The sequence below is a fragment of the Methyloversatilis sp. genome (assembly GCF_965284615.1).
Taxonomy (GTDB): domain Bacteria; phylum Pseudomonadota; class Gammaproteobacteria; order Burkholderiales; family Rhodocyclaceae; genus Methyloversatilis.
Window position 1 is genome coordinate 54,009 of the sequence record NZ_OZ260098.1, and the last position, 22,345, is coordinate 76,353.

Here is a 22,345-nt window from a genome sequence, read left to right on the forward strand (position 1 = left end):
CAGACTGATCCAGCGGGGTAATGGAATCCTGTGCGAAGCGGCGGAGCACGCGGCTTCCGATCATCTTCGTGGCGTCACGAAACTGATCGAGCCGGGCACGGTGCCTGTGCTGAGCGGAACAGAAGAACAGCGCTGCCGCAACATCGTGCCGATGTACGCGCAGTAGGCGCGGTTCAACCCACCGCGCCCCCACCCTCACGCATGCACGATCCCGAAGATCATGTAGTAGATCATCGCCGCCATCAGCGCCGAGGCCGGCACGGTGACGATCCAGGCGGCGGCGATCTTGAACAGGGCTGAGCGCTTCACCAGTTCGTGCCGGTGCGTGCGCTTGATCGCCTTGCGCTCGTGCTTGGACAGCTGCGCCTGCGCGGTGTGCGCCTTCAGCGCGTCGAGCATGGCGCGCTTGCCCTTCTTGTCGGCCTTGTCGAAATCATTCAGGAAGGCTTCGACGACTTCCTTGTCGGCGCCCTGGTGGTGGCTCTTGATCTCGGCAAGGGTCTGCGCGTAGCTGGTCTTGATGTACTCGCGCAGGAAGCCGACGCCGAACACGCCGCCCAGCGCGATGTGGGTCGAGCTGACCGGCAGGCCCAGTTGCGAGGCGATGATGACGGTCAGCGCGGCCGCCATCGCGATGCTGAATGCGCGCATCGGGTCGAGTTCGGTGATTTCGTGGCCGACGGTGCGGATCAGCTTGGGGCCATAGAGCGCCAGACCGACGGCGATGCCGATGGCGCCGATCATCATCACCCACAGCGGTACGTCGGCCTTGGCGGACACGGCGCCGTGCAGCACCGTGTCGGTGATCGCGGCGAGCGGGCCGATCGCGTTCGCGACGTCGTTGGCGCCGTGGGCGAAGCTCAGCAGCGCGGCGGCGAATACCAGCGGCAGGCCGAACAGCGAATTGATGCTGGCCTTGCTGTTGTTCAGCCGGTGTGCGGTGCGCTGCAGATGGGCGCGCACCAGCAGCCAGGTGACGATGCCGAGACCGGCGCCGATGGCGCAGGCGGTGGCGAAGTCCACCTTCCATACCTTGTTCAGCCCCTTCAGGATGAGATAGGTGGCGAACGACGCGGCCATGATGCCCATCAGCACCGGCACCGTGCGCTGCGCGGCGGCGACCATGTCGGCGCGGTAGGTAATGGCGCGCTTGATCCAGTACAGGAAGCCGGCCGCCACCAGGCCGCCCAGCACCGGCGACACCACCCAGCTGGCGACGATGCCACCCACCATGTCCCACTTGCCGGCGGCCATGCCGCCCGCGGCAACACCGGCGCCGAGCACCGCGCCGACGATGGAGTGCGTGGTCGACACCGGCGCACCGACCGCGGTGGCGATGTTGAGCCACAGCGCGCCAGCCAGCAGCGCGGCCGTCATCACCCAGACGAAGCGGTCGCTGTCGGCGATCGCGGACGGGTCGATGATGCCGCCTCGTATGGTCGAGGTGACGTCGCCGCCGGCGATCAGTGCGCCGGCCACTTCGAAGATGGCGGCGATGACGATGGCGCCGGTCATGCTCAGCGCGCGCGAGCCGACCGCCGGGCCGACGTTGTTGGCCACGTCGTTGGCGCCGATGTTCATCGCCATGTAGCCGCCTATCATGGCCGCCACCACCAGCATGATGCCGCCAGGGCCCTGCAGGCCCACGCCGAGCGCGGCGTAGATCATGGTGCCGACGACGAACAGCAGGCCGATGCCCAGACGGAGGATTTCACGGCGGCCGCGCAGCGCAGCCTTCTCAATATCGGAATAGTTTTCGAGTTCCATGCGCTTTTGGGGCGGTCTGACCGCCAGATCCGGAGGCACTCGCGGCGGTTGCCGGCGAGGGCGGATTCCGGGGAGCGCGAAGTTTATTACACGTCACATTCGCGCCCCGGCCTGTTTGCGCAAACTTCGGTCAGGCCGCGTCACGGCCCTGTTGCAGTGCGCAACGCACCCCTTCCGTGCGTTTCCCGAACATGGAGCCATTGATTTTCAAGGCTTTTCCTTCCGGCACGATTGATGCACCGCCGCACGCGGTGTTTCACATCCCCACTGACCAGAAGGAGAACGCCCCATGTCTGCCTGCACCCATCCCGCGCACCAGCACTGCAGCTTCTGCGATCCGAACGGCCGTCTGACGGTGAAGGTGGACGGAAACGGCGAGCCAGAGCTGCGCACGCCAGCGCCACCCGATCCGGCACGGCGCGGTCTGCTCAAGGGTTCGCTGGCGGCGGGGTTCGGCACGCTGAGCGCCGGCTGGGTGGGCCAGTCGATGGCGCGCGAGGCCGACGGCTCGATGAAGACGCGCAACCACTATTACATCGCCGCCAGCGCCGACACCGTGCACTGGGGCTATTTCTCGAAATCGCTGAAGCCGCAGGTCGAAATCAATCCGGGTGACTTCGTCACCATCGAAACGCTGACCCACCACGCCGGCGACGACTACGAACGCATGATCAAGGGCGACCCCGGCGCCGAAAGCGTCTTCTACTGGGACAAGAAGAAGAAGGGTGTCATCCGCCGCGGTGCCGGTCCGATGGACGCCAGCCTGTTCGGGCGCGGCGCCGGCGAAGGCCTCGGTGTACATATATGCACCGGCCCGGTGTACGTGAAGGGCGCCGAAGAGGGCGACGTGCTCGAAGTGCGCATCATCGACGTCGCACCCCGGCCGAGCGCCAACCCGAGCTACAAGGGCAAGAGCTTCGGCGTCAATGCGGCGGCCTGGTGGGGCTTCCACTACAAGGACCTGATCACCGAGCCGAAGAACCGCGAAGTGATCACCATCTACGAAATCGACGCCGGGCTGGACCGCAACTGGGCGCAGGCGGTGTACAACTTCCAATGGACGCCGCAGACCGACCCCTTCGGCGTCGTGCACAAGACCATCGACTATCCGGGCGTGGTGGTCGATCACTCGACGGTGAAGGAAAACCACGGCGTGCTGAAGAACATCCGCGTGCCGGTGCGGCCGCACTTCGGCGTTGCCGGCGTGGCGCCGAAGGAGGCGGACATGGTCGATTCCATCCCGCCCAGCTATACCGGCGGCAACATCGACAACTGGCGCATCGGCAAGGGCGCAACAATGTACTACCCGGTGGCGGTCAAGGGCGCGCTGTTCTCGGTCGGCGATCCGCACGCCGGTCAGGGCGATTCCGAACTGTGCGGCACCGCGATCGAGTGTTCGCTCACCGGCACCTTCCAGTTCATCCTGCACAAGAAAGCCGACCTCGCTGGCACCTCGCTCGCCAAGCTCGAGTACCCGCTGCTCGAAACGCAGGACGAGTGGGTGATCCACGGCTTCAGCTTCGCCAACTACCTGGCCGAACTGGGTGATAAGGCGCAGAGCGACATCTACGCCAAGTCCTCGGTCAACCTCGCACTGCGCGACGCCTTCCGCAAGAGCCGCGCCTTCCTGATGGACACCCAGGGCCTGACCGAAGACGAAGCGATTTCGCTGCTGTCGGTCGGCGTCGACTTCGCCGTCACCCAGGTGGTCAACGGCAACTGGGGCGTGCATGCGGTGATCAGGAAGGCACTGTTCTCCGGCGGTAGCCTGTAGCGGCTTCGGCGCCCGGGTCCTTTGGGGGAGGCAGCGTGAGCTGCCGACAGAGCGTGGGCCGGGCGCAATCCCTGTGGGAGCGGCGTTGGCCGCGACAGGGCGGATGCAGTCCGCCGGCTTCGATCCAGGCCGCTGTCGGGGTCAGAAGATCCCTCCCACAGAACCCCGGCTCTGGCCACGGTTCGGGCGCAATCCCTGTGGGAGCGGCCTTGGCCGCGACAGGGCGGCTGCAGGCCGCCAGCTTCGATCCAGGCCGCTGTCGGGGTCAGAAGACCCCTCCCACAGAACCCCGGCTCCGGCCACCGATCGGGCGCATTTCCTGTGGGAGCGGCCTTGGCCGCGACACGGCCGCCGCAGTCCGCCGGCTTCGATGCAGGCCGCTGTCGGGGTCAGAGTACCCCTCCCACAGAACCCCGACCCGGGCTCGGATCGTGGATCGGGCGCACCACCCCTGTGGGAGCGGTCTTCTGACCGCGACGCGGCGGATGCAGTCCGCCGGCTTCGATACCCGTCGCCATCGCGAGCAAGCTCGCTCCCACTGGGGCCGCGGCCTTCGCTATGGGCAGCAGTCGGAAGCAAGCGTGCTCCCGCATAACCCTAAGTCACCCGGCACGGTCGGGCACTCGTGATGCGCTGCGCATGTCATCGCGCCCTGCCCGCTTCATCATGCGCGGCTGCCGACAACTGCCTCGCTCCATGTCCACCCCTTTCCCGCTCGACACCTACCTCGCACGCATCGACTGGACCACCGCTGCGCCGGCGTCCTGTGACGCTGCGACGCTCGATGCGCTCATCCTTGCGCACACCATCGCCATCCCCTTCGAGAACCTCGACCCGCTGCGGCGCAAGCCGGTGGCCGTGGACGCGGCAACGGTCACTGCGAAGCTGATCGACGCCCGCCGCGGTGGCTTCTGTTTCGAGCACGGCCGGCTGTTCGCCGATGCGCTGCGCGCGCTCGGCTACCCGGTGCGCGAACTGGCGGCGCGCGTCATGTGGATGCAGCCCGACGACGCGCTGACGCCGCAATCGCACATGCTGCTCGATGTCAACACGCCGGACGGCGCGCGACTGGTCAACGTCGGCTTCGGTGGCCTCACGGTCACCGCCGGCCTGCGCTGGGAAGACGGGCTGGAGCAGCGCACGCCGCACGGTGCCTATCGCCTGCTGCTGCGCGACGACTACTGGTGGCTGCAGTCGCAGATCGTGGGCGAATGGAAGACTCTGTACCGCGTGCGCCGCATCGACATGCACGGTTGCGATTACGAGGCGTCGAGCTACTTCCTGTCCACCCACCCGCAATCCATCTTCACCGGCAACCTGATGCTGGCGCGCGCCGGTGTCAACCGGCGGTGGACACTGTTCAACCGCGATCTCGCCGAATACCGCGCCGACGGCAGCGTATCGCGCCGCACGCTGGCCGACGGCGACGCGCTGATCGCGACGGTGCAGGATCTGTTCGGTCTGCCGGTCGCCGATCAGCCTGACCTGCTCACCCCGTTGCGCGCACTGGCCGCGGACTGAGCCCGCCGCGCGCGCTCAACCGTTCGAGGTCCGGCTGCCGCCGCCCAGCCCGAAGGCGCGTGAGAACTGTTCGGCCGACAGCGCCTGCCCGAACAGATAGCCCTGCCCGTGCACGCAGCCCTCACGGAACAGGCGTATGCGTTGCACGTCGCGCTCAATGCCTTCGGCGATGCTGTCCAGTTCGAAACTGCGCGTGATGTCGAGTATGGCGCGCACGACCGAGGCGTCGCGCTCCGATTCCAGCATGCCCTCGACGAAGGAACGGTCGATCTTGATCCGCGTGAGCGGGTAGCGCTTGAGCAGGCTCAGCGACGCGTAGCCGGTGCCGAAGTCATCGAAGGACACGCCGACGCCGAGCGCGCGCACGCGCTGCAGTGTGTCCAGCACCAGGTCGTCGTGGTCGAGCACGATGTTCTCGGTCACTTCCAGTTCGAGCGCTTCCGGCGGCAGGCCATGCTTGTCGAGCGCCGCCTGCACCTGCGCGGCCAGATCGCCGACGCGGAACTGGGCGCCGAACAGGTTCACGCCCATGCGGAAGTCCGGCGCGCCGTTGCGGCGCCAGTACGCGGCCTGCGCGCAGGCCTCCTCCAGCACCCAGGCGCCGACCGTCGCCGCGAGGGGCCCACCTTCGAGCGCCGGCAGGAAGGCGGCCGGCGATAGCAGCCCGCGTTCCGGATGCAGCCAGCGTATCAATGCTTCGGCGCCGGCCAGCGCGCCGTCGTACAGCTTCACCTGCGGCTGATAGAACAGCAGAAACTCGCCGGCGTGCGCTGCACGGTGCAGTTCCATGCTGTACAGCCGACGCGCGACTGCCTCCATGCGCAGTGCCGGCTGGTAGGTGAAGCACTGCGCGCGGCCTATGCTCTTGGCCTTGAACAGCGCGAGATCGGCATTGCCGATCAGTTCCAGCGCCTCGTCGGCCTGCTGCGGCGCCACCGAAATGCCACAGCTGGCGGCGACGCGCACCTCGTGGCCGTCGGCGACGATGGGCATTTCGATCGCCTGCAACACGACGTGGGCCACCATCGCGGCGCTTTCCGGGTCGCCGGTGCCGGCCAGCAGCAGCGCGAATTCGTCGCCGCCGATACGCGCCGCGAAGCCCTGCATGCCGGCGACCGCCTCCAGCCGGCGGCCGACTTCCTGCAGGATGTTGTCGCCGATGGCGTGGCCCAGCGTGTCGTTCACGTCCTTGAAGCCGTCGAGGTCGATCATGATGACGGCGGCGGGCAGAGGTCGTGCCAGCGTGTCTTCGACACGGCGGAAGAAGCCAGCCCGGTTGGCCAGGCCGGTCAGGCCGTCGGTGCTGGCCATGCGGCGCAGCGCGTTCTCCCGCTCGCGCCGTTCGGTGCAGTCCTGCAGGTGGGCGCTGAAAGTGACGCCGCCGGCCTCGCGGTGCATGAACAGCGTCAGCCCGAGCAGCAGTTCGACGCCGTCGCTGCGCAGTCCGATGATGTCCTTCGGCACGTCCAGCCCTTCGAGCGAGCCCTGCGCGACGGCACGGGCGAGCAGGTCGCGGAAGGCGGCCCGGTCGCGTTCGGGCAGCAGCGCGTCCACCGGTTCGCCCAGACCCTGCGTCGGCGTGCGGCCGAGCAGCGCGGCAGCGGCGCTGTTGCAGCCGATGAGCTTCGCTGCCGCGTCGAAGGCGATCAGCGGATTGGGTGCGTTTTTCGCGAAGTCGTCGAAAGCAGGGCGGCTGTGTTCGGGCGATACCTCGATGCGGCGCAGCTCCATGCGGTCGGCCGCCATCTTCGCCAGTTCGCGCAGCCGCTCGCAGTCTTCTTCGCTGAAATCGTCGTGCGGCCGGTTGTCGATCACGCACAGCGCGCCGAGCGCATGCCCGTCCGGCGACAGCAGCGGCACGCCGGCATAGAAGCGCAGTTGGGCACTGCCGGTGACCAGCGGATTGTCATGGAAGCGTTCGTCCAGAAGCGCATCGGGCACCACCATCACGTCGTGCTGGTTGATCGCGTGCGCGCAGAAGGACACGTCGCGCCGCATATCGACCGCCTCGTCGATGCCGGTGCTGGCGGCGAAGAACACGTGATCGCTGCCGATCAGGTTCACCGCGGCGACCGGCATGCCGAACATGCGTGCGGCGATGCGCACCACCGGATCGAGGCTGGGCAGCTGGCGATCGCTGTCCAGGCCGTAGGCAGCGAGCGCGTCGAGCCGCTCGGGCTCGGTCGGAAAAATCGAGGGGCATTTCATCGAGACCTCCTGCAATGGACCGGGCCCGCAGGGCATGACGAACACGCGATGCAAAGGGGATGGGGTTGCGACATGGACAACCCGGTCAGGGCGCCGTAGGGGTTGCGATCACAGTGAATGGAAATTGTTTCATCGAATGCACGGGCTTCGCCGTGCTGAAATTGCCGATTACATATATGCAAAGCGATAGCGGGAAATCGTCACAGCTCGTCGGTGCGCGCATCTGTACCGCACAATCTGTACGTGCTGTGCCGGTCCGTCGGCGCATATCGCTGCAGTTTTCGACAAGACAGGATGGCACTGGCGGCGGCAGACTGCGGTCTTTGCCCCGTCCGTACGCCCGTGTCAGCGCTGTTCGCCCCTGCCCTCTTCGTCCTCGTCTGGTCCACCGGTTTCATCGTTGCGCGGGCCATCGACGGCGTGGCCGATCCGGCCCTATTCCTGCTCGCCCGCTTCACGCTGACCACGCTGCTGTACACGGCCATCGCCGTCGCACTGCGCGCGGCCTGGCCGGCGCGCGAACAGTGGCCCAAGCATCTGCTGGCCGGTGCGCTGCTGCAGGGCGTGTATATGGGTGGCGGCTACTGGGCGGTGGCACACGGGCTGTCGCCGGCAGTGATGGCGTTGCTCGCCACGCTGCAGCCGATGTTCACGGCGCTGATCGCGCAGCGCCTGTTCGCCGAGCCGCTGGGCCGCCATTTCTGGGGCGGTCTGCTGGCCGGTGCGCTCGGTGTCGTGCTGGTGCTGGCGCCGCGGCTGGCCAGCGTCGGCCCGGAGGCGCTGTCGCCGCTGGTGGTCGGCGTGGCACTGGTGGCGGTGGCCGGCATCACCGCCGGCACGCTGGTGCAGAAAAGCTCGATCGCCGCCGCCGACCTGTTCAGTTCGAGCGCCATCCAGAACGCCGGTGGTGCGCTGGTCTGCCTGCTCATCGCGCTGGCGCTCGGCGAATCCTTATGGGTGCCCGGCCCGGCGCTGTGGGCGGCACTCGCCTGGGCGGTGCTTGGTCTGTCGGCCATCGGCAGCACGCTGCTGGTGTGGATGGTGCGGCGCGGCTCGGCGGCGAAGGTGAGCGTGCTGGTGCTGCTGGCGCCGCCGCTGGCCGCCGCGCAGGCGGCGCTGCTGTTCGGCGAGCGGCTGGCGCCGCTGCAGATGGCCGGCTTCGCGCTGGCGTTGGGCGGCGTGCTACTGTGCCGGCGTCGCTGAAAGTCATGTCATGTACGCCGCCGATCCCAACGTCGATACCCGCTGCTACGCGGCCGAACCGGCCGGGCACGCACACGACTTCCACCAGGTCGTGCTGGGTGGCGACGGCGGTACCGAACTGGAACTGGACGGCCATCTGCACCGGGTTGACGCCGGCGCCGGGCTGGTGATTCCGGCCGGTACGCGGCACGACTACCGTGGTCTCGACGCCACCAACCGCCAGCTGGTGGTCAACCTGCCGTCCGCCTCCGTCGCCTTGCCGGCGTCGCTGTTCCGCCGTCCGCGCGCCTTCGCCATCGACGCGGTACTGCGCCGACGCGTGCAGCCGCTGCTCGGCGTGGCCGGTGAGCGCGTGTCGCGGCCGCGTCACTGGCTGCTGGCCACCCGCTTTGCCGACGATCTGGCGCAGCGTCTGCACGCCGCACCGACCGACGACGACGCGCGCCGTTTCCCGGTTGCCCGCATCGACGGCTGGCTGCGCCGCCACGCCGGCGACGCACCGCCGCTGAAGGAACTGGCGGCCCGCTTCGGCTATGGTCCGCGCCGCTTCCACGACCTCTTCGTCAACGCCTTCGGCGAACCGCCGCACCGCTACCTGATCCGCCTGCGTCTGGACGCCGCGCTCGCACTGCTGGACGACGACACGCGCTCGCTCGGCGACATCGCGCTCGACACCGGTTTCGCCGACCAGAGCGCCTTCACCCGCCGCTTCACGCAGCGTTTCGGCCTGCCGCCCGGACACTGGCGGCGCGCCGCCGGCGCTACGATGCGTCGCTGACGACACCTGCCCGCTGCCGCGATGACCGACCTGCCCAAGCCCGCCGATACCGACGCCCTGCTCGCCCGTGCCCACATCGAGGGCGTGGACGAGGCGACCTGGCTGGACGTGATCCAGCGCATGGACGAGGTGTATTCGCAGCTGGTCAGCGACGAAATCGCGCTGGAGCAGAAGAACGTCGAGCTGGAGCAGTCGCAGCAGTTCATCTTCAGCGTCATGTCCGCGATGTCGGACGTGCTGCTGGTGTGCAATGAGCGCGGCGAGATCGAGGAAACCAACGCCGCGCTGTGCGAACTGGTCGGCCTCAGCGACGACGAACTGCGCGGCACGCCGGTGTTCGCCCTGCTGGCCGACGACGACAGTCGCGCCCGCATGCGCGGCGTGCTCGACGACGCCAATCCGTCGCGTCGCGGTCAGGCGGTCGAGCTGAATCTGCGTGACGCCGAAGGCAGTCCGGTACCGGTCAACACCAATCTGACGCCGCGCTTCACGCGCAACGGACGGCGCGCCGGCACCGTGTTCGTCGGCCGGCCGACCGCCGAACTGAAGCGCGCCTACCACGAGCTGCGCGAGGCGCACGAAGCGCTGAAACTGGCGCAGCAACAGCTGCTGCACTCGGAAAAGATGGCCTCGCTCGGCCGCTTGGTCGCTGGCGTCGCGCACGAACTGAACAACCCGATCAGCTTCGTGCTCGGCAACGTGCATGCGCTGAAGAAATACAGCGAACGCATGGGCCGCTACATCGACGCCGTGCACGCCGGCGCCTCTGACGAGGAACTGGGCGAGCTGCGCACCAGGCTGCGCATCGAGCACCTGCTGAAGGATCTGCCCTCGCTGATCGAAGGCACGATGGAAGGCGCGCAGCGCACGGCCGACATCGTGAACGGCCTGAAGCGTTTTTCCGCGGTAGACCCGGAAGGGCGCACCGCGGTTGACCTGAATACCGTGATCGAGCGCGCCATCCACTGGATACGCAAAGGCACCACCGCGGCGGTCAACATGCACTGGGAAGCCGGTGCGCCCTGCGTCGTCATGGGCAGCGCCGGCCAACTGCAGCAGGTGGTGATGAACCTGCTGCAGAACGCCTGCGACGCCGCCGGCGCCGACGGCCGGGTCGCCGAACTGGCCATCGATTGCAGCACGACCGACGACCGCGTCCGCATGACCCTGCGCGACAACGGACCCGGCATTCCGGACGAATACCTGTCGCGCATCTTCGAACCCTTCTTCACCACCAAGCCAGTCGGCAAGGGCACCGGGCTGGGCCTGTCGATCAGCTACGGCATCGTCGAACAGCACGGCGGCACACTGGTCGCCCGCAACCACCCGGACGGCGGCGCCGAATTCGTGCTCGAACTGCCGGCGGCTGCCTCGCTCACCTGATCGCGCGTGCATCGATATCGGAAGGGGTTTTCCGACCCTGACGGCAGCCTGGATCGACGCCGGCGGACTGCGACGGCCCTGTCGCGGCCAAGGCCGCTCCCACAGAAAGTGCGCCCGACCCGCGACCGGGGTTCTGTGGGAGGAGTCCTCTGACCCCGACGCGGCCTGTGATCAAGCACCCCCTCCCGCTCATGCGCCGCGGTCGCGGTCAGAAGACCGCTCCTACGAGGGTGTGTTTTCGCGATGATCAGGCCGCCTTACGCAGCACGATGCGCCCGGCCATGCCGGCGCAGCCGAAGGCTTCGAAGCGCTCGATGCACAGGTCGCGGGCGGCGGTCATGGCGTCCTTCATGAACTTGCGCGGATCGAATTCGGACGGGTCCTTGGCCATCGCGCGGCGCATGGCGCCGGTCATCGCGAGGCGGATGTCGGTGTCGATGTTCACCTTGCGCACGCCGTGGCGGATGCCCTCCTGGATTTCCTCAACCGGCACGCCATAGGTTTCGCGGATGTCGCCGCCGTGCTCGCGGATGATGCCCAGCCAGTCCTGCGGCACGCTGCTGGAGCCGTGCATCACCAGGTGGGTGTTCGGGATGCGCGCGTGGATGGCCTTGATGCGGTCGATGGCGAGGATGTCGCCGGTCGGCTTGCGCGAGAATTTGTAGGCGCCGTGGCTGGTACCGATGGCGATGGCCAGCGCATCGACGCCGGTGGCGGCGACGAAGTCGGCCGCCTGTTCCGGGTCGGTCAGCATCTGTTCGTGGGTGAGCACGCCGGCCGCACCGACGCCGTCTTCCTCGCCGGCGGTGCCGGATTCGAGCGAGCCGAGGCAGCCCAGTTCGCCCTCGACCGACACGCCGACCGCGTGCGCCATGTTGACCACGCGGCGGGTCACGTCCACGTTGTAGTCGTAGCTGGCGGGCGTCTTGGCGTCTTCCATCAGCGAGCCGTCCATCATGACGCTGGTGAAACCGGAGCGGATCGCCTGCACGCACACCGCAGGACTGGCGCCGTGATCCTGATGCAGCACGATGGGCAGCTCCGGATACATCTCGGCGGCCGCTTCCACCATGCGCCGCAGGAAAGGTTCGCCGGCGTACTTCCGGGCGCCGGCCGAGGCCTGCAGGATGACCGGCGCATTGACCTTCTGCGCCGCCTGCATGATGGCCTGGATCTGTTCCAGGTTGTTGATGTTGAAAGCGGGCACGCCATAGCCGTGTTCGGCGGCGTGGTCGAGCAGCTGGCGCAGGGAAATCATGGGCATGGTTTTTTCCTTAGGGGCTAGGGATTGGGGATGAGGGGCTGGGGGTCAGAGGCGGTGCATGGCGCGCGCGGTGTCAACCACGCGGTGTGCGTAGCCGAGGTCGCCGCGGTAGCCGGCGCACACTTTGACGACGCGGCCGGATACCTGGGTCCAGCCGGATTCGAAAACGCAGGAGCGAGTGTCGCGCCCCGACAGTGCGGTGGTGAAGGGCGTGTCGCCGTAGCGCACGATGTCGGCCCAGTCGCCGAAGGCGGCGGCCTGCATCAGCCTGTTCACCTCTTCCACCGAGGTGGCGCGTTCGGCGACGAACACCATGCCGATCAGCGACGCATGCACGCCGGGGATGCGCATCGGTTCGGTTTCGTCGAAGCAGTGCTCCAGTTCCGGCAACACGCGGTGCAGGTGTTCGGGCGCGCCGGTGCGTTGCGGCAGGGCGCCGGTGTCGATGTCGTGCGGCCGGCTGTGCACGGCCGTCAGCATCGCGTTCGAAATGCCGAGCGCGTCGTGCAGCACGCGCGCCACCGGTGCGATGCAGTGTGTCGCGCGACAGGCGCTGTGCACGCTGCGGTGGCTGTCGCGCAGTGCGTGATGGTTGATGCCATAGACCACGGTCTTGTCGTGCCGCGCCGGCGCCGGTGCGCAGTTCAGCACCTTGCGTGCGCCGGCCCCGAGATGGTCGCGTGCATCGCCGCCCGAGCAGTCGAGCACGATGTCCACCGCGTGCCGCTTCCACGGCAAGCGGCGGGTATCGCGTTCGCGCAGTCGCACGAAGTCAGCACACCCTGCGTCGGCACCCCCGACGTCCGCATCGGCGTCGCTGCTGCCGGGTGGCGCGTTCAGCGCGACCAGTTCCAGATCGTCGCGGCCCGCGAGTGCGCGCAGCACGCTGGCGGCGAGGCCGCCGCCGCCGTCGATGGCGATACGGGTCGCCGTCATGGTCAGCCGGCCGCCAGCGCTTCGCGCTCGGCGTGGGTTGCACCGTGCGCCGCCACCAGCGCGCGGGCGCGCATGGCCACCGCTTCCGGCGTGATGCCGAAGTGCTTGAACAGCAGGCCTGCGGGCGCCGATTCGCCGAAGCGGTCCAGGCCGACCACGTCGCCGCTGACGCCGGCTTCGCCGACGTATTTCCACCAGTGCGCGGTGCAGCCGGCCTCGATGGCCAGCCGCGGCAGCCGGCGCGGGATGACCTCGTCGCGCCAGCGCGCGTCCTGCCGCTCGAAGGCCTCGACGCAGGGCATGGACACCACGCGCGCCGCGATGCCGTCTGCCGCCAGCAGTTCTGCGGCCAGCAGCGCGATGCCGACCTCGGAGCCGGTGGCGATCAGGCACAACTGCTCGTCGCGCGGATGGCGCAGCACATAGCCGCCGCGCGCGATGTCGTCGATGCGCACCGTGCCGTCACCGGCATGCGGCAGCGCCTGGCGCGACAGCAGCAGGCAGGCCGGGCCGGGCTGGGTGCTGGCACCACGGCGCAATGCTTCGCGCCAGGCGACCGCCGTTTCGGTGGCGTCGCACGGCCGCCAGACGTTGACGTTCGGAATCAGCCGCAGGCTGGCCGCGTGCTCGACCGGCTGGTGGGTCGGGCCGTCCTCGCCGAGGCCGATCGAGTCGTGCGTGAACACATAGGTGACCGGCAGATGCATCAGCGCCGACATGCGTATCGCGTTGCGCGCGTAGTCGGAGAAGGTGAGGAAGGTGCCGCCGTAGGGCCGGTAGCCGCCGTGCAGCGCGACACCGTTCATCACCGCCGCCATGCCGAATTCACGCACGCCGTAATGCACGTGGTTGCCGATACCGTCACCCTTCAAGGGCCGGTTGCCCTTCCAGTCGGTCAGGTTGGAGCCGGTCAGGTCGGCCGAGCCGCCGAGCAGTTCCGGCATCGCCGGTGCGATGATGTGCAGCGTGTCCTGCGAAGCCTTGCGTGTGGCGACCGAGGCGGCGCGCACTTCGGCCGCGTCGCAGGCGGCTTCGAGCGCGCGCAGCGCGTCGGACGACAGCGTGGCGTCGCTCTTCACCCGGCGGCGCAGTTCGGCCGCCAGTTCGGGGAAGGCCTTGGCGTAGTTGTCAACGCGCTGCTGCCAGTTGCGGTGTGCCGCGGCGCCGCGCTCGCGCGCCGACCAGGCGGCCTGCAGCGCGGCAGGAATCTCGAATGGCGCGGCGGTCCAGCCCAGCGCTGCGCGGGTGAGCGCGATCTCCGCATCACCGAGCGCCTCGCCGTGCGCCTTGGCGGTGCCGGCGCGATTGGGCGAGCCCTGGCCGATGCGCGTTTCGCAGCAGATCAGCACCGGCTTGTCGCTGCCGAGCGCGGTTTCGATCGCCGCGTCGAGGGCGACCGGGCTGTGGCCGTTGACAGTGCGGATGACCGTCCAGCCGTAGGACTCGAAGCGCGCCGGCGTGTCGTCGGTGAACCAGCCGCTCACGTCGCCGTCGATCGAAATGCCGTTGTCGTCGTAGAACACGACCAGCTTGTTCAGCTTCCAGGTGCCCGCCAGCGAACACACTTCGTGACTGATGCCTTCCATCAGGCAGCCGTCGCCGACGAAAGCCCAGGTGCGGTGATCGATCACCGCGTGGCCGGGCCGGTTGAATTCGGCGGCGAGCAGCTTCTCGGCCAGCGCCATGCCGACCGCGTTGGCGATGCCCTGGCCGAGCGGGCCGGTGGTGGTTTCCACACCCGGCGTGATGTTGACTTCGGGGTGGCCCGGCGTACGCGAATGCAGCTGGCGGAAGCGGCGCAGTTCGTCCATCGGCAGGTCGTAGCCGCTGAGGTGCAGCAGCGCGTACAGCAGCATCGAGCCGTGGCCGTTGGACAGCACGAAGCGGTCGCGGTCCGGCCACTGCGGGTCGGCCGGGTCGTGCTTCAGGTGGTGGCGCCACAGCGCCTCGGCGATGTCGGCCATGCCCATCGGCATGCCCGGGTGACCGGAGTTGGCGGCCTGCACGGCGTCCATCGCCAGCGCACGGATGGCGTTGGCGCACTGGGCGCGGAGAAAGAGGTTCGCGTCGTTCATGGGAAGTCCTCGGAATCTGTCAGGCGGCGCGCAGCTGACGGCGGCGTTCGATCAGGCGCAGGATCATCGGCGTGAAAATGAGCTGCATCGCCAGTTCCATCTTTCCGCCGGGCACCACCAGCGTGTTGGCGCGCGACATGAAGGAGTCGTGCAGCATGCTGAGCAGGTAGGGGAAGTCGAAGCCGCGCGGATTGGCGAAGCGGATCACCACCAGGCTTTCATCGGCGGTGGGGATGGTTCGCGCGATGAAGGGGTCGCTGGTATCCACCACCGGCACGCGCTGGAAGTTGATGTGGGTGCGCGTGAATTGCGGACAGATGTAATGCACGTAGTCGTGCATGCGGCGCAGGATGACGTCGGTCACGGCTTCGGTGGAATAGCCGCGGGTGCTGCGGTCCCGGTGGATCTTCTGGATCCACTCGAGGTTGATGACAGGCACCACGCCGATCAGCAGATCGGCGTACCGGGATACATCAACATGTTCTGTCTTCACGCCGCCGTGCAGGCCTTCGTAGAACAGCAGTTCGCTGTCCGGCAGCGGTTCCCACGGCGTGAAGGTGCCGGCCGGCTGCTTGAACGGCGCGGCCTCTTCGTCGTTGTGCAGGTATTTGCGGCTGCGGCCGCTGCCGCTTTCCGAGTAGTCGCGGAACAGCTGCTCGAGTTCGGCGAACAGGTTGGCGTCTTCGCCGAAGTGGGAAAAGTGCGGACGGCCGCCGGCCTCTGCTTCGGCCATGGCCTTCTTCATTTCGGCGCGGTCGTAGCGGTGGTAGCTGTCACCTTCGATGACGGCCGCCGACACGCCTTCGCGGCGGAAGATGTTCTCGAAGGTGCGGGTGACCGACGAGGTGCCGGCACCGGACGAACCGGTGATGGCGACGATGGGGTGTTTCGCGGACATGGAAGACCTCGCGGAAGGATGCGGAATCGGGTGTGCGTTCAGACGATGTCGGCGAACAGGCCGCGTTTGCCGAACAGCGGCGACTGGAAGCTGTCGGGCGGCGGTTCGCGGTGGTAGGCCTCGATGCGCTCGACTTCGTCGGCCGAGCCGAACACGAAGCCGATGCGCTGGTGCAGCGCGTCCGGCTGCACGTCCATCAGCCGGCTGCGGCCGGTGCTGGCGCGGCCGCCGGCCTGTTCGATCAGGAAGGCGATCGGGCTGGCTTCATAAAGCAGGCGCAGGCGGCCGGGCTTGGCCGGATCCTTGTTGTCTTTCGGGTACAGGAACACGCCGCCGCGCATCAGGATGCGGTGCGTCTCGGCCACCAGCGAGGCGATCCAGCGCATGTTGAAATCGGCTTCGCGCGGGCCGGTGCGGCCGGCCAGGCATTCGTCAACATAGCGGCGCACCGCCGGCTCCCAGAAGCGGCTGTTCGACGCGTTGATCGCGAATTCGCGGGTGCTGCGCGGCACCGACAGGTTCGGGTGGCTGAGCACCCATTCGCCGAGCACCGGATCCAGCGTGAAGGCGTGCGTGCCGCTGCCCAGCGTCAGTACCAGCATGGTGGACGGGCCGTAGATCGCGTAGCCGGCGCACACCTGTTCACGGCCCGGCTGCAGGAAGTCGGCGGCGGTCGCTTCGCGTGCCGGGTCGGGCGCGCGGGTGATCGAGAAGATGCTGCCGACCGACACGTTCACGTCGATGTTGGACGAGCCGTCCAGCGGGTCGAAGGCGAGCAGGTACTTGCCGCGCGGATACTGGCCCGGCGGCAGCGAAATGTCGTCCAGTTCCTCCGACGCCATCGCGGCGACGTGGCCACCCCATTCGTTGGCGCGCAGGAAGATCTGGTTGCTCAGCACGTCCAGCGTCTTCTGTTCCTCGCCCTGCACATTGCCACTGCCGGCCGAGCCAAGAACGCCGGCCAGGCCGCCGAAAGCCACCTTGCGCGAGATCGCCTTGCAGGCGAGCGCGACGTCGGTGATGAGCGCGTTGAGGTCGCCGGTCGCCTCCGGATGACGGCGGCGTTCTTCGATCAGGTACTGGACCAGCGTGGTGCGTCCGCCTGTGGGCATGAGACTCTCCTCCCTTGATGTGAATGCGTGGATGCGCGCGCCGTCTGTGCGGCGCTGCGCCGGTATGCCTGTGTTGCCTATTCGGTCTCTTCCTCGAAGCGCGCGCTCATCTGCGCGAGCAGTTGCGACGGTGAGCTGACAGACCATGGCGTCAGGCCGGGTGCGCTGGCGTGGTGACCGCCCGCCGTGCCGTAGCCCCAGCCCACCAGCGCGACCGGGCAGCCGGCGGCCTGCGCGGCCAGCAGGTCGGCCGAGCTGTCACCGACCATCAGCAGCTGCGCCGGCTTCACGGCGAGGCGTGCGGCGGCGGCGTCGAGCATGGCTGGGGAAGGCTTGAGCAGATCGGCGCGGTCGCCGCCGTACACCGCGGACATGAAGGGCAGCAGGCCGGCAGCGGCGAGTACCGCGCGTGCCAGCGGCGTCGGCTTGTTGGTCACCACCACCAGCGGGCAGATGGCGTACAGGCCTTCGACCATTTCCTCGATGCCGTCATAGACCATGCCGTGATCGAGCGGCGCTTCCAGCGTGGCGCGGTCGAAGTCGGCGCGCAGCCGGGCATGCAGCGTGCCGTCGCTGTGCGCGAGGCCGAGGTGATCGATCGCGCGCGAAATCAGCTTGTCGGGCCCGCCGCCTATCCAGCCGCGCACGGTGACGAGGTTGACATTGGGCAGGCCGGCCTGCGACAGGCCGAAGTTCAGCGCGTGCCAGATGTCGGCGGCGCTATCGACCAGCGTGCCGTCGAGGTCGAAGGCGATGGCGTGGATGCGGCTCAGGTCGGGGATGTTCTTGTCAGGCATGGGAGGACTCGTGGGCGAAGGTCTGCGCGCGGCCGGCGAGGGCGCGTTCGCGCAGCGTGCGGATGGAATCGGCATAGCGGCCGCCGGTGAATACGGCGGAGCCGGCGACCAGCGTGTCGGCGCCGGCCGCGGCGACGCGGGCCGCGTTGTCGGCATTGACGCCGCCATCGACCTCGAGCCAGATGTCGCGACCGCAGGCGTCGATGCGCCGACGCACCGCCTCGACCTTCGGCAATGTCGATTCGATGAAGCGCTGGCCGCCGAAGCCCGGATTCACCGACATCAGCAGCACCAGGTCGAGCTGATCCAGCACGTGGTCGAGCACGTTGAGCGGCGTCGCGGGATTCAGCACGAGCCCGGCCTTCACGCCGTGGCTGCGGATGAGCTGTAACGTGCGGTCAATGTGCTCGCTCGCTTCCGGGTGGAAGGAAATGATGGACGCGCCGGCATCGGCGAACATCGGGATCAGTGCATCGACCGGCTTCACCATCAGGTGCACGTCGATGGGGACGGTGGCGTAAGTACGGATCGCCTGACACACCAGCGGCCCGACCGTCAGATTGGGCACGTAGTGGTTGTCCATCACGTCGAAATGGATGAGGTCGGCGCCGGCTTCGATGACCGCCGTGACCTCTTCGCCCAGCCGCGCGAAATCGGCCGACAGCAGGCTGGGGGCGATGCGCAGTCCGCTCATGACAGGGCGCCTTCGCGCAGGCCGTTCAGTTCGGCGAAGGTGAGCCAGGCGCGTTCGCGCAGGCGCGTGCCGGGTTCGCCGGCCAGCGGCGCCGTCGGGTCGCCCAGTTGCGGCAGCAGCAGGCCGGCGTCGTCGAAGTTGTGGTCCTCGGTCCAGAAGGTGGGTGTGACCACGGTCCACAGGCCGGCCGCCGTCGCGGCACGCAGGCCGTTGGCGGAATCCTCGAAGGCGATGGCGTGGTCGGCGCGCACGCCGAGGTGCTGCAGCGCCAGCAGGTAGATGTCGGGCGCCGGCTTCTTCGCGGCCACCTGGTCGCCGCAGGCGATGACGCCGAACAGGTCGAGTGCGCGCGGCCCCAGCGTGGCGTGCAGCAGCGCGTCGATATTCACCGCGGTGGTGGTGCTGGCGATGGCCAGGCGGCAGCCGGCTGCCGCCGCTTCGTCGAGCAGCCGTACGATGCCGGGGCGCAGCGGCACCGCGCCGTCGCGCACTACTGAGCGGTAGAAGCGGGTCTTGGCCGCGTGCATCTGCGGAATGCGCGCGATGAGCTCGGCGCGGTCGTCGTTGGCGAGGTCGAGCGAGGCGATGTGGCGCGCGATGCGTTCCTTGCCGCCGGTGGTCAACAGCAGGCGGCGGTAGTCGGTGCGCGACCACTTCCAGCCGATGCCGAGCTGTTCGAATGCGAGGTTGAAGGCGGTGCGGTGGGCTTCTTCGGTGTCGGCCAGCGTGCCGTTGACGTCGAAGATGAGGGCATCAAGACGCATGGAAATCGTCCTTTCCGTTGGCGGCGAACACGCGGCTGGCCAGCACGTCGCCGGCTTCCAGCGTGCACAGCGCGTCGCGCGTCGGCGCCGCGTCGAGGTCGAACAGCCGGGTGGCGTGGCGCAGGCGGATGCGGTCGAGCGCGTTGCGCACCGAGCGCGCATTCGCGAAGTGGGGTTGCTGGCGGCGCAGCCGCACGTAGCGCGCGAAGGCCTCGTGCGCGTCGCCGTCGAAGCGGTAGTTCAGGCCGGACAGCATCAGCTCGGCGATGCGCATCAGCTCGTCCTCGCTGTAGTCGGGGAAGTCGATGTGGTGCGCGATGCGCGAGGCCATGCCGGGGTTGCTGGAGAAGAAGGTGTCCATGCGGTCGCGGTAGCCGGCGAGGATCACCACCAGGTCGTCGCGGTGGTTCTCCATCACCTGCAGCAGGATTTCGATCGCCTCCTGTCCGTAGTCGCGCTCGTTCTCCGGCCGGTAGAGGTAATAGGCCTCGTCGATGAACAGCACGCCGCCCATCGCCTTCTTGATCACTTCCTTGGTCTTGGGCGCGGTGTGGCCGATGAACTGGCCCACCAGGTCGTCGCGCGTCACCGCCACCAGATGACCCTTGCGCACGTAGCCGAGCTGGCGCAGCACTTCGGCCATGCGCAGCGCGACCGTGGTCTTGCCGGTGCCGGGGTTGCCGGTGAAGCACATGTGCAGCGAGGGCGGCTGCGACTGCAGGCCCTGCTGCGCGCGCAGGCGGTCGATCAGCAGCAGCGCCGCGATGTCGCGGATGCGGCCCTTGACCGGCGCCAGCCCGACCAGCTCGGCGTCGAGCTGTTCGAGCAGCGCCTGCACGCCGGACGAGGCGAACATCGAACGCGGCGAGCTGGCCGTTTCGAGTCCTTCCGCGGCGGTGGCGAGGGTGGCGGTGTCCATGGTGTCTGCCTCTCAACGGATCAGAAGGAAGAACCGGCCCGGGCGGGCGCAGGGCCGCACCGGGCGCGGTCGGGACTCAGTAGCGCGCGCCTTCCGGGTGTGCCTGCACGGCGTAGCTCTCGATCGAGTAGCGCACGGTGCGGCCGGGTTCTTCGGTGCGGATGAGGCGGAAGCCCGGCTCGGCGTCCGGGCGATTGACGATGAAGGACAGCACGACCGACTCGGTGCCGTGCGTCGAGTCGAAGGCGGTGACGCGGATGTAGCGCTGCGGGAAGGTGTCGCGGCAGGCCTTCACCTCCATCATGATCGCCGCCGCGTCATGCACGTCGAACATGGGATTGCCGAACATGTCCCAGAAGGTGTTGCGCGGGTGCGGATCGTCGGTGTACTCGATGCCGATCGCCCAGCCGTTGGCCAGGCAGTACTCGACCTGGGCGCGGATCTGCGCGTCGGTCAGGTCGGGCAGGAAGGAAAAGGTGCCTTGGGTGATGCGCATGGTGGTTCTCCTGAATTCGATGACGTAGCGGTTCCGTGGGAGCGCGCTCTGCTCGCGATGCGGTCGGCATCCATCTTCCGGCAGCGATTCAAGGCCGGAATCGCGAGCAAGCTCGCTCCCACAGGAGTGAAGCGGGTCAGACGACGGACGGCGTCGGCACGAAGTCCGAGGTGTCGGTCGAGGTGTAGTTGAAGGTGATGTCGCCCCAGGTATCGAGGGCGGCCGCGAGCGGCGTGCACCACTTGGCGGCGTCGCGCAGGATCTGCGGGCCTTCGGCCTTGATGTCGCGGCCCTCGTTGCGCGCCAGTACCATCGCTTCCAGCGCCACGCGGTTGGCGGTCGCACCGGCCTGGATGCCCTGCGGATGGCCGATGGTGCCGCCGCCGAACTGCAGCACGACGTCATCGCCGAACAGGTCCAGCAGCTGGTGCATCTGGCCGGCGTGAATGCCGCCGGACGCGACCGGCATCACCTTGCGCAGCGCGCCCCAGTCCTGGTCGAAGAAGATGCCGCGCGGCAGGTTGACCTTGGTGTGCGTGTCGCGGCACACGTTGTAGTAGCCCTGCACGGTGAGCGGGTCGCCTTCCAGCTTGCCGACGGCGGTGCCGGTGTGCAGGTGGTTGACGCCGGCCAGACGCAGCCACTTGGCGATCACGCGGAAGCTGACGCCGTGGTTCTTCTGCCGCGTGTAGGTGCCGTGACCGGCCCGGTGCATGTGCAGCACCATGTCGTTCTGGCGACACCAGTGCGACATCGACTGGATGGCGGTCCAGCCCACCACCAGGTTAACCATGACGATGACCGAGCCCAGTTCCTTGGCGAATTCGGCGCGCCGGTACATCTCTTCCATCGTGCCGGCGGTGACGTTGAGGTAGCTGCCCTTCACCTCGCCGGTGGCGGCGGAGGCCTTGTTCACCGCGTCCATCACGAACAGGAAGCGGTCGCGCCAGTGCATGAAGGGCTGCGAGTTGATGTTCTCGTCGTCCTTCATGAAATCGAGACCGCCCTTCAGGCCTTCGTAGACCACGCGACCGTAGTTGCGGCCGGACAGACCCAGCTTGGGCTTGGTGGTGGCGCCGAGCAGCGGGCGACCGAACTTGTCCAGGCGCTCGCGCTCGACCACGATGCCGGTCGGCGGGCCGGCGAAGGTTTTCACGTAGGACACCGGGAACTTCATGTCCTCTAGGCGGGCCGCCTTCAGCGGCTTGAACGAGAACACGTTGCCGATGATGGAGGCGGTCACGTTGGCGATCGACCCTTCCTCGAACAGCGACAGGTCGTAGGCGACGTAACAGAAGTACTGGCCCGGCGTGTTGGGCACCGGATCGACGCGGTAGGCCTTGGCGCGATACATGTCGCAGGCGGTCAGGCGGTCGGTCCACACCACGGTCCAGGTCGCGGTGCTCGACTCGCCAGCCACGGCGGCGGCGGCTTCGATCGGGTCCACACCCTCCTGCGGCGTGATCCGGAACAGCGCCAGGATGTCCGTGTCCTTCGGCTGGTAGTCGCCGTCCCAGTAGCCCATCTGCGCGTACTTCAGGACGCCTGCCGAATAGCGCTTCTTGGCGTCGGTGATCTGCTGCGGCGTGTTCATGTCGCCCATGTCTTCCTCCTGTTGGATGCGGTCGTTGGCCGGTGGGAGCCCGGCTTTGAATCCAGTCTGGGGAAGGGGCATGGATAAGAAAAGTTTGTTTTTTTCCTCGTTCGATTAAGTTAGGCTTATGCCAGGTGGGGGTCGGAAAGTGGATGCTGCGCT

18 protein-coding genes are annotated in these 22,345 nt (G+C 67.9%); 5 read left to right on the top strand and 13 right to left on the bottom strand.

The genetic code is table 11. The annotated features are described in order from the left end of the window. Nucleotides 1–195 precede the first annotated feature (195 nt). Complete coding sequence (locus ACQ66H_RS00255; protein WP_430432313.1) at nucleotides 196–1,767, bottom strand: inorganic phosphate transporter; 1,572 nt, start codon at nucleotides 1,765–1,767, stop codon at nucleotides 196–198. Nucleotides 1,768–2,056: 289 nt separating this feature from the next. Between ACQ66H_RS00255 and ACQ66H_RS00260 the strand changes: the two genes are divergently transcribed. Together ACQ66H_RS00260 and ACQ66H_RS00265 are read left to right on the top strand one after the other, a co-directional pair. Then, entirely contained in the window at nucleotides 2,057–3,541 is a 1,485-nt protein-coding gene (locus tag ACQ66H_RS00260) for an acetamidase/formamidase family protein (protein WP_430432314.1), read from the top strand. Between the two features lie 696 nt (nucleotides 3,542–4,237). After that, nucleotides 4,238–5,062: an arylamine N-acetyltransferase family protein gene (locus tag ACQ66H_RS00265; RefSeq protein ID WP_430432315.1), complete on the top strand. Its 825-nt coding sequence runs from the start codon at nucleotides 4,238–4,240 to the stop codon at nucleotides 5,060–5,062. 15 nt (nucleotides 5,063–5,077) lie between these two features. Here the strand turns inward: ACQ66H_RS00265 and ACQ66H_RS00270 are convergent, their stop codons facing one another. Next, on the bottom strand, nucleotides 5,078–7,270 hold the full coding sequence (locus ACQ66H_RS00270; RefSeq protein WP_430432316.1) for a putative bifunctional diguanylate cyclase/phosphodiesterase: 2,193 nt from the start codon (nucleotides 7,268–7,270) through the stop codon (nucleotides 5,078–5,080). Between the two features lie 342 nt (nucleotides 7,271–7,612). Between ACQ66H_RS00270 and ACQ66H_RS00275 the strand changes: the two genes are divergently transcribed. From ACQ66H_RS00275 to ACQ66H_RS00285, 3 genes are read left to right on the top strand one after another with little or no spacing between them, the layout of a single operon-like run. Next, a complete protein-coding gene (locus tag ACQ66H_RS00275; protein WP_430432317.1) occupies nucleotides 7,613–8,473 on the top strand; it encodes a DMT family transporter in 861 nt (286 codons plus the stop codon). Nucleotides 8,474–8,483: 10 nt separating this feature from the next. Next, on the top strand, nucleotides 8,484–9,251 hold the full coding sequence (locus ACQ66H_RS00280) for a helix-turn-helix domain-containing protein (RefSeq protein WP_430432318.1): 768 nt from the start codon (nucleotides 8,484–8,486) through the stop codon (nucleotides 9,249–9,251). Between the two features lie 21 nt (nucleotides 9,252–9,272). Beyond that, nucleotides 9,273–10,634 carry a sensor histidine kinase gene (locus ACQ66H_RS00285; RefSeq protein ID WP_430432319.1) on the top strand — a complete coding sequence of 454 codons (1,362 nt, stop codon included), beginning with the start codon at nucleotides 9,273–9,275 and terminating at the stop codon, nucleotides 10,632–10,634. A gap of 247 nt (nucleotides 10,635–10,881) precedes the next feature. Here ACQ66H_RS00285 and fba read toward each other — a convergent pair whose 3' ends face one another. The 11 genes from fba to ACQ66H_RS00340 all read right to left on the bottom strand — a co-directional run bounded on the left by fba (nucleotide 10,882) and on the right by ACQ66H_RS00340 (nucleotide 22,192). After that, nucleotides 10,882–11,898: a class II fructose-bisphosphate aldolase gene (gene fba / locus ACQ66H_RS00290; RefSeq protein WP_430432320.1), complete on the bottom strand. Its 1,017-nt coding sequence runs from the start codon at nucleotides 11,896–11,898 to the stop codon at nucleotides 10,882–10,884. A gap of 45 nt (nucleotides 11,899–11,943) precedes the next feature. Next, the gene (locus ACQ66H_RS00295) at nucleotides 11,944–12,834 is read right to left on the bottom strand and encodes an aldehyde dehydrogenase (RefSeq protein ID WP_430432321.1); all 891 of its coding nucleotides are present in this window, start codon (nucleotides 12,832–12,834) and stop codon (nucleotides 11,944–11,946) included. A gap of 2 nt (nucleotides 12,835–12,836) precedes the next feature. Further along, on the bottom strand, nucleotides 12,837–14,909 hold the full coding sequence (gene tkt, locus ACQ66H_RS00300; protein WP_430432322.1) for a transketolase: 2,073 nt from the start codon (nucleotides 14,907–14,909) through the stop codon (nucleotides 12,837–12,839). A 19-nt stretch (nucleotides 14,910–14,928) separates the two neighbouring features. Next, on the bottom strand, nucleotides 14,929–15,807 hold the full coding sequence (locus ACQ66H_RS00305) for a phosphoribulokinase (RefSeq protein ID WP_430432323.1): 879 nt from the start codon (nucleotides 15,805–15,807) through the stop codon (nucleotides 14,929–14,931). 38 nt (nucleotides 15,808–15,845) lie between these two features. Next, a complete protein-coding gene (locus ACQ66H_RS00310; RefSeq protein WP_430432324.1) occupies nucleotides 15,846–16,919 on the bottom strand; it encodes a class 1 fructose-bisphosphatase in 1,074 nt (357 codons plus the stop codon). 77 nt (nucleotides 16,920–16,996) lie between these two features. After that, nucleotides 16,997–17,716, bottom strand: a complete 720-nt coding sequence (locus ACQ66H_RS00315; RefSeq protein ID WP_430432325.1) for an HAD-IA family hydrolase — start codon at nucleotides 17,714–17,716, stop codon at nucleotides 16,997–16,999. After that, the gene (gene rpe, locus ACQ66H_RS00320; protein ID WP_430432326.1) at nucleotides 17,709–18,410 is read right to left on the bottom strand and encodes a ribulose-phosphate 3-epimerase; all 702 of its coding nucleotides are present in this window, start codon (nucleotides 18,408–18,410) and stop codon (nucleotides 17,709–17,711) included. Before rpe ends, ACQ66H_RS00315 begins: the two co-directional genes overlap by 8 nt. Continuing rightward, the gene (locus ACQ66H_RS00325; RefSeq protein WP_430432327.1) at nucleotides 18,407–19,174 is read right to left on the bottom strand and encodes an HAD-IA family hydrolase; all 768 of its coding nucleotides are present in this window, start codon (nucleotides 19,172–19,174) and stop codon (nucleotides 18,407–18,409) included. Before ACQ66H_RS00325 ends, rpe begins: the two co-directional genes overlap by 4 nt. Continuing rightward, nucleotides 19,164–20,093, bottom strand: a complete 930-nt coding sequence (gene cbbX, locus ACQ66H_RS00330; protein ID WP_430432328.1) for a CbbX protein — start codon at nucleotides 20,091–20,093, stop codon at nucleotides 19,164–19,166. The genes ACQ66H_RS00325 and cbbX overlap by 11 nt, the downstream gene beginning before the upstream one ends. Before the next feature lie 76 nt (nucleotides 20,094–20,169). Then, on the bottom strand, nucleotides 20,170–20,589 hold the full coding sequence (locus ACQ66H_RS00335) for a ribulose bisphosphate carboxylase small subunit (protein ID WP_019916035.1): 420 nt from the start codon (nucleotides 20,587–20,589) through the stop codon (nucleotides 20,170–20,172). A gap of 136 nt (nucleotides 20,590–20,725) precedes the next feature. Next, on the bottom strand, nucleotides 20,726–22,192 hold the full coding sequence (locus tag ACQ66H_RS00340; RefSeq protein ID WP_430432329.1) for a form I ribulose bisphosphate carboxylase large subunit: 1,467 nt from the start codon (nucleotides 22,190–22,192) through the stop codon (nucleotides 20,726–20,728). Nucleotides 22,193–22,345 lie beyond the last annotated feature (153 nt).

Bases quoted from the DNA above. Each gene is read 5' to 3' on its own strand.
- ACQ66H_RS00255 (WP_430432313.1), bottom strand. From the start codon at position 1,767: ATGGAACTCGAAAACTATTCCGATATTGAGAAGGCTGCGCTGCGCGGC.
- ACQ66H_RS00260 (WP_430432314.1), top strand. From the start codon at position 2,057: ATGTCTGCCTGCACCCATCCCGCGCACCAGCACTGCAGCTTCTGCGAT.
- ACQ66H_RS00265 (WP_430432315.1), top strand. From the start codon at position 4,238: ATGTCCACCCCTTTCCCGCTCGACACCTACCTCGCACGCATCGACTGG.
- ACQ66H_RS00270 (WP_430432316.1), bottom strand. From the start codon at position 7,270: ATGAAATGCCCCTCGATTTTTCCGACCGAGCCCGAGCGGCTCGACGCG.
- ACQ66H_RS00280 (WP_430432318.1), top strand. From the start codon at position 8,484: ATGTACGCCGCCGATCCCAACGTCGATACCCGCTGCTACGCGGCCGAA.
- ACQ66H_RS00285 (WP_430432319.1), top strand. From the start codon at position 9,273: ATGACCGACCTGCCCAAGCCCGCCGATACCGACGCCCTGCTCGCCCGT.
- fba (WP_430432320.1), bottom strand. From the start codon at position 11,898: ATGCCCATGATTTCCCTGCGCCAGCTGCTCGACCACGCCGCCGAACAC.
- ACQ66H_RS00295 (WP_430432321.1), bottom strand. From the start codon at position 12,834: ATGACGGCGACCCGTATCGCCATCGACGGCGGCGGCGGCCTCGCCGCC.
- tkt (WP_430432322.1), bottom strand. From the start codon at position 14,909: ATGAACGACGCGAACCTCTTTCTCCGCGCCCAGTGCGCCAACGCCATC.
- ACQ66H_RS00305 (WP_430432323.1), bottom strand. From the start codon at position 15,807: ATGTCCGCGAAACACCCCATCGTCGCCATCACCGGTTCGTCCGGTGCC.
- ACQ66H_RS00310 (WP_430432324.1), bottom strand. From the start codon at position 16,919: ATGCCCACAGGCGGACGCACCACGCTGGTCCAGTACCTGATCGAAGAA.
- ACQ66H_RS00315 (WP_430432325.1), bottom strand. From the start codon at position 17,716: ATGCCTGACAAGAACATCCCCGACCTGAGCCGCATCCACGCCATCGCC.
- rpe (WP_430432326.1), bottom strand. From the start codon at position 18,410: ATGAGCGGACTGCGCATCGCCCCCAGCCTGCTGTCGGCCGATTTCGCG.
- ACQ66H_RS00325 (WP_430432327.1), bottom strand. From the start codon at position 19,174: ATGCGTCTTGATGCCCTCATCTTCGACGTCAACGGCACGCTGGCCGAC.
- cbbX (WP_430432328.1), bottom strand. From the start codon at position 20,093: ATGGACACCGCCACCCTCGCCACCGCCGCGGAAGGACTCGAAACGGCC.
- ACQ66H_RS00335 (WP_019916035.1), bottom strand. From the start codon at position 20,589: ATGCGCATCACCCAAGGCACCTTTTCCTTCCTGCCCGACCTGACCGAC.
- ACQ66H_RS00340 (WP_430432329.1), bottom strand. From the start codon at position 22,192: ATGGGCGACATGAACACGCCGCAGCAGATCACCGACGCCAAGAAGCGC.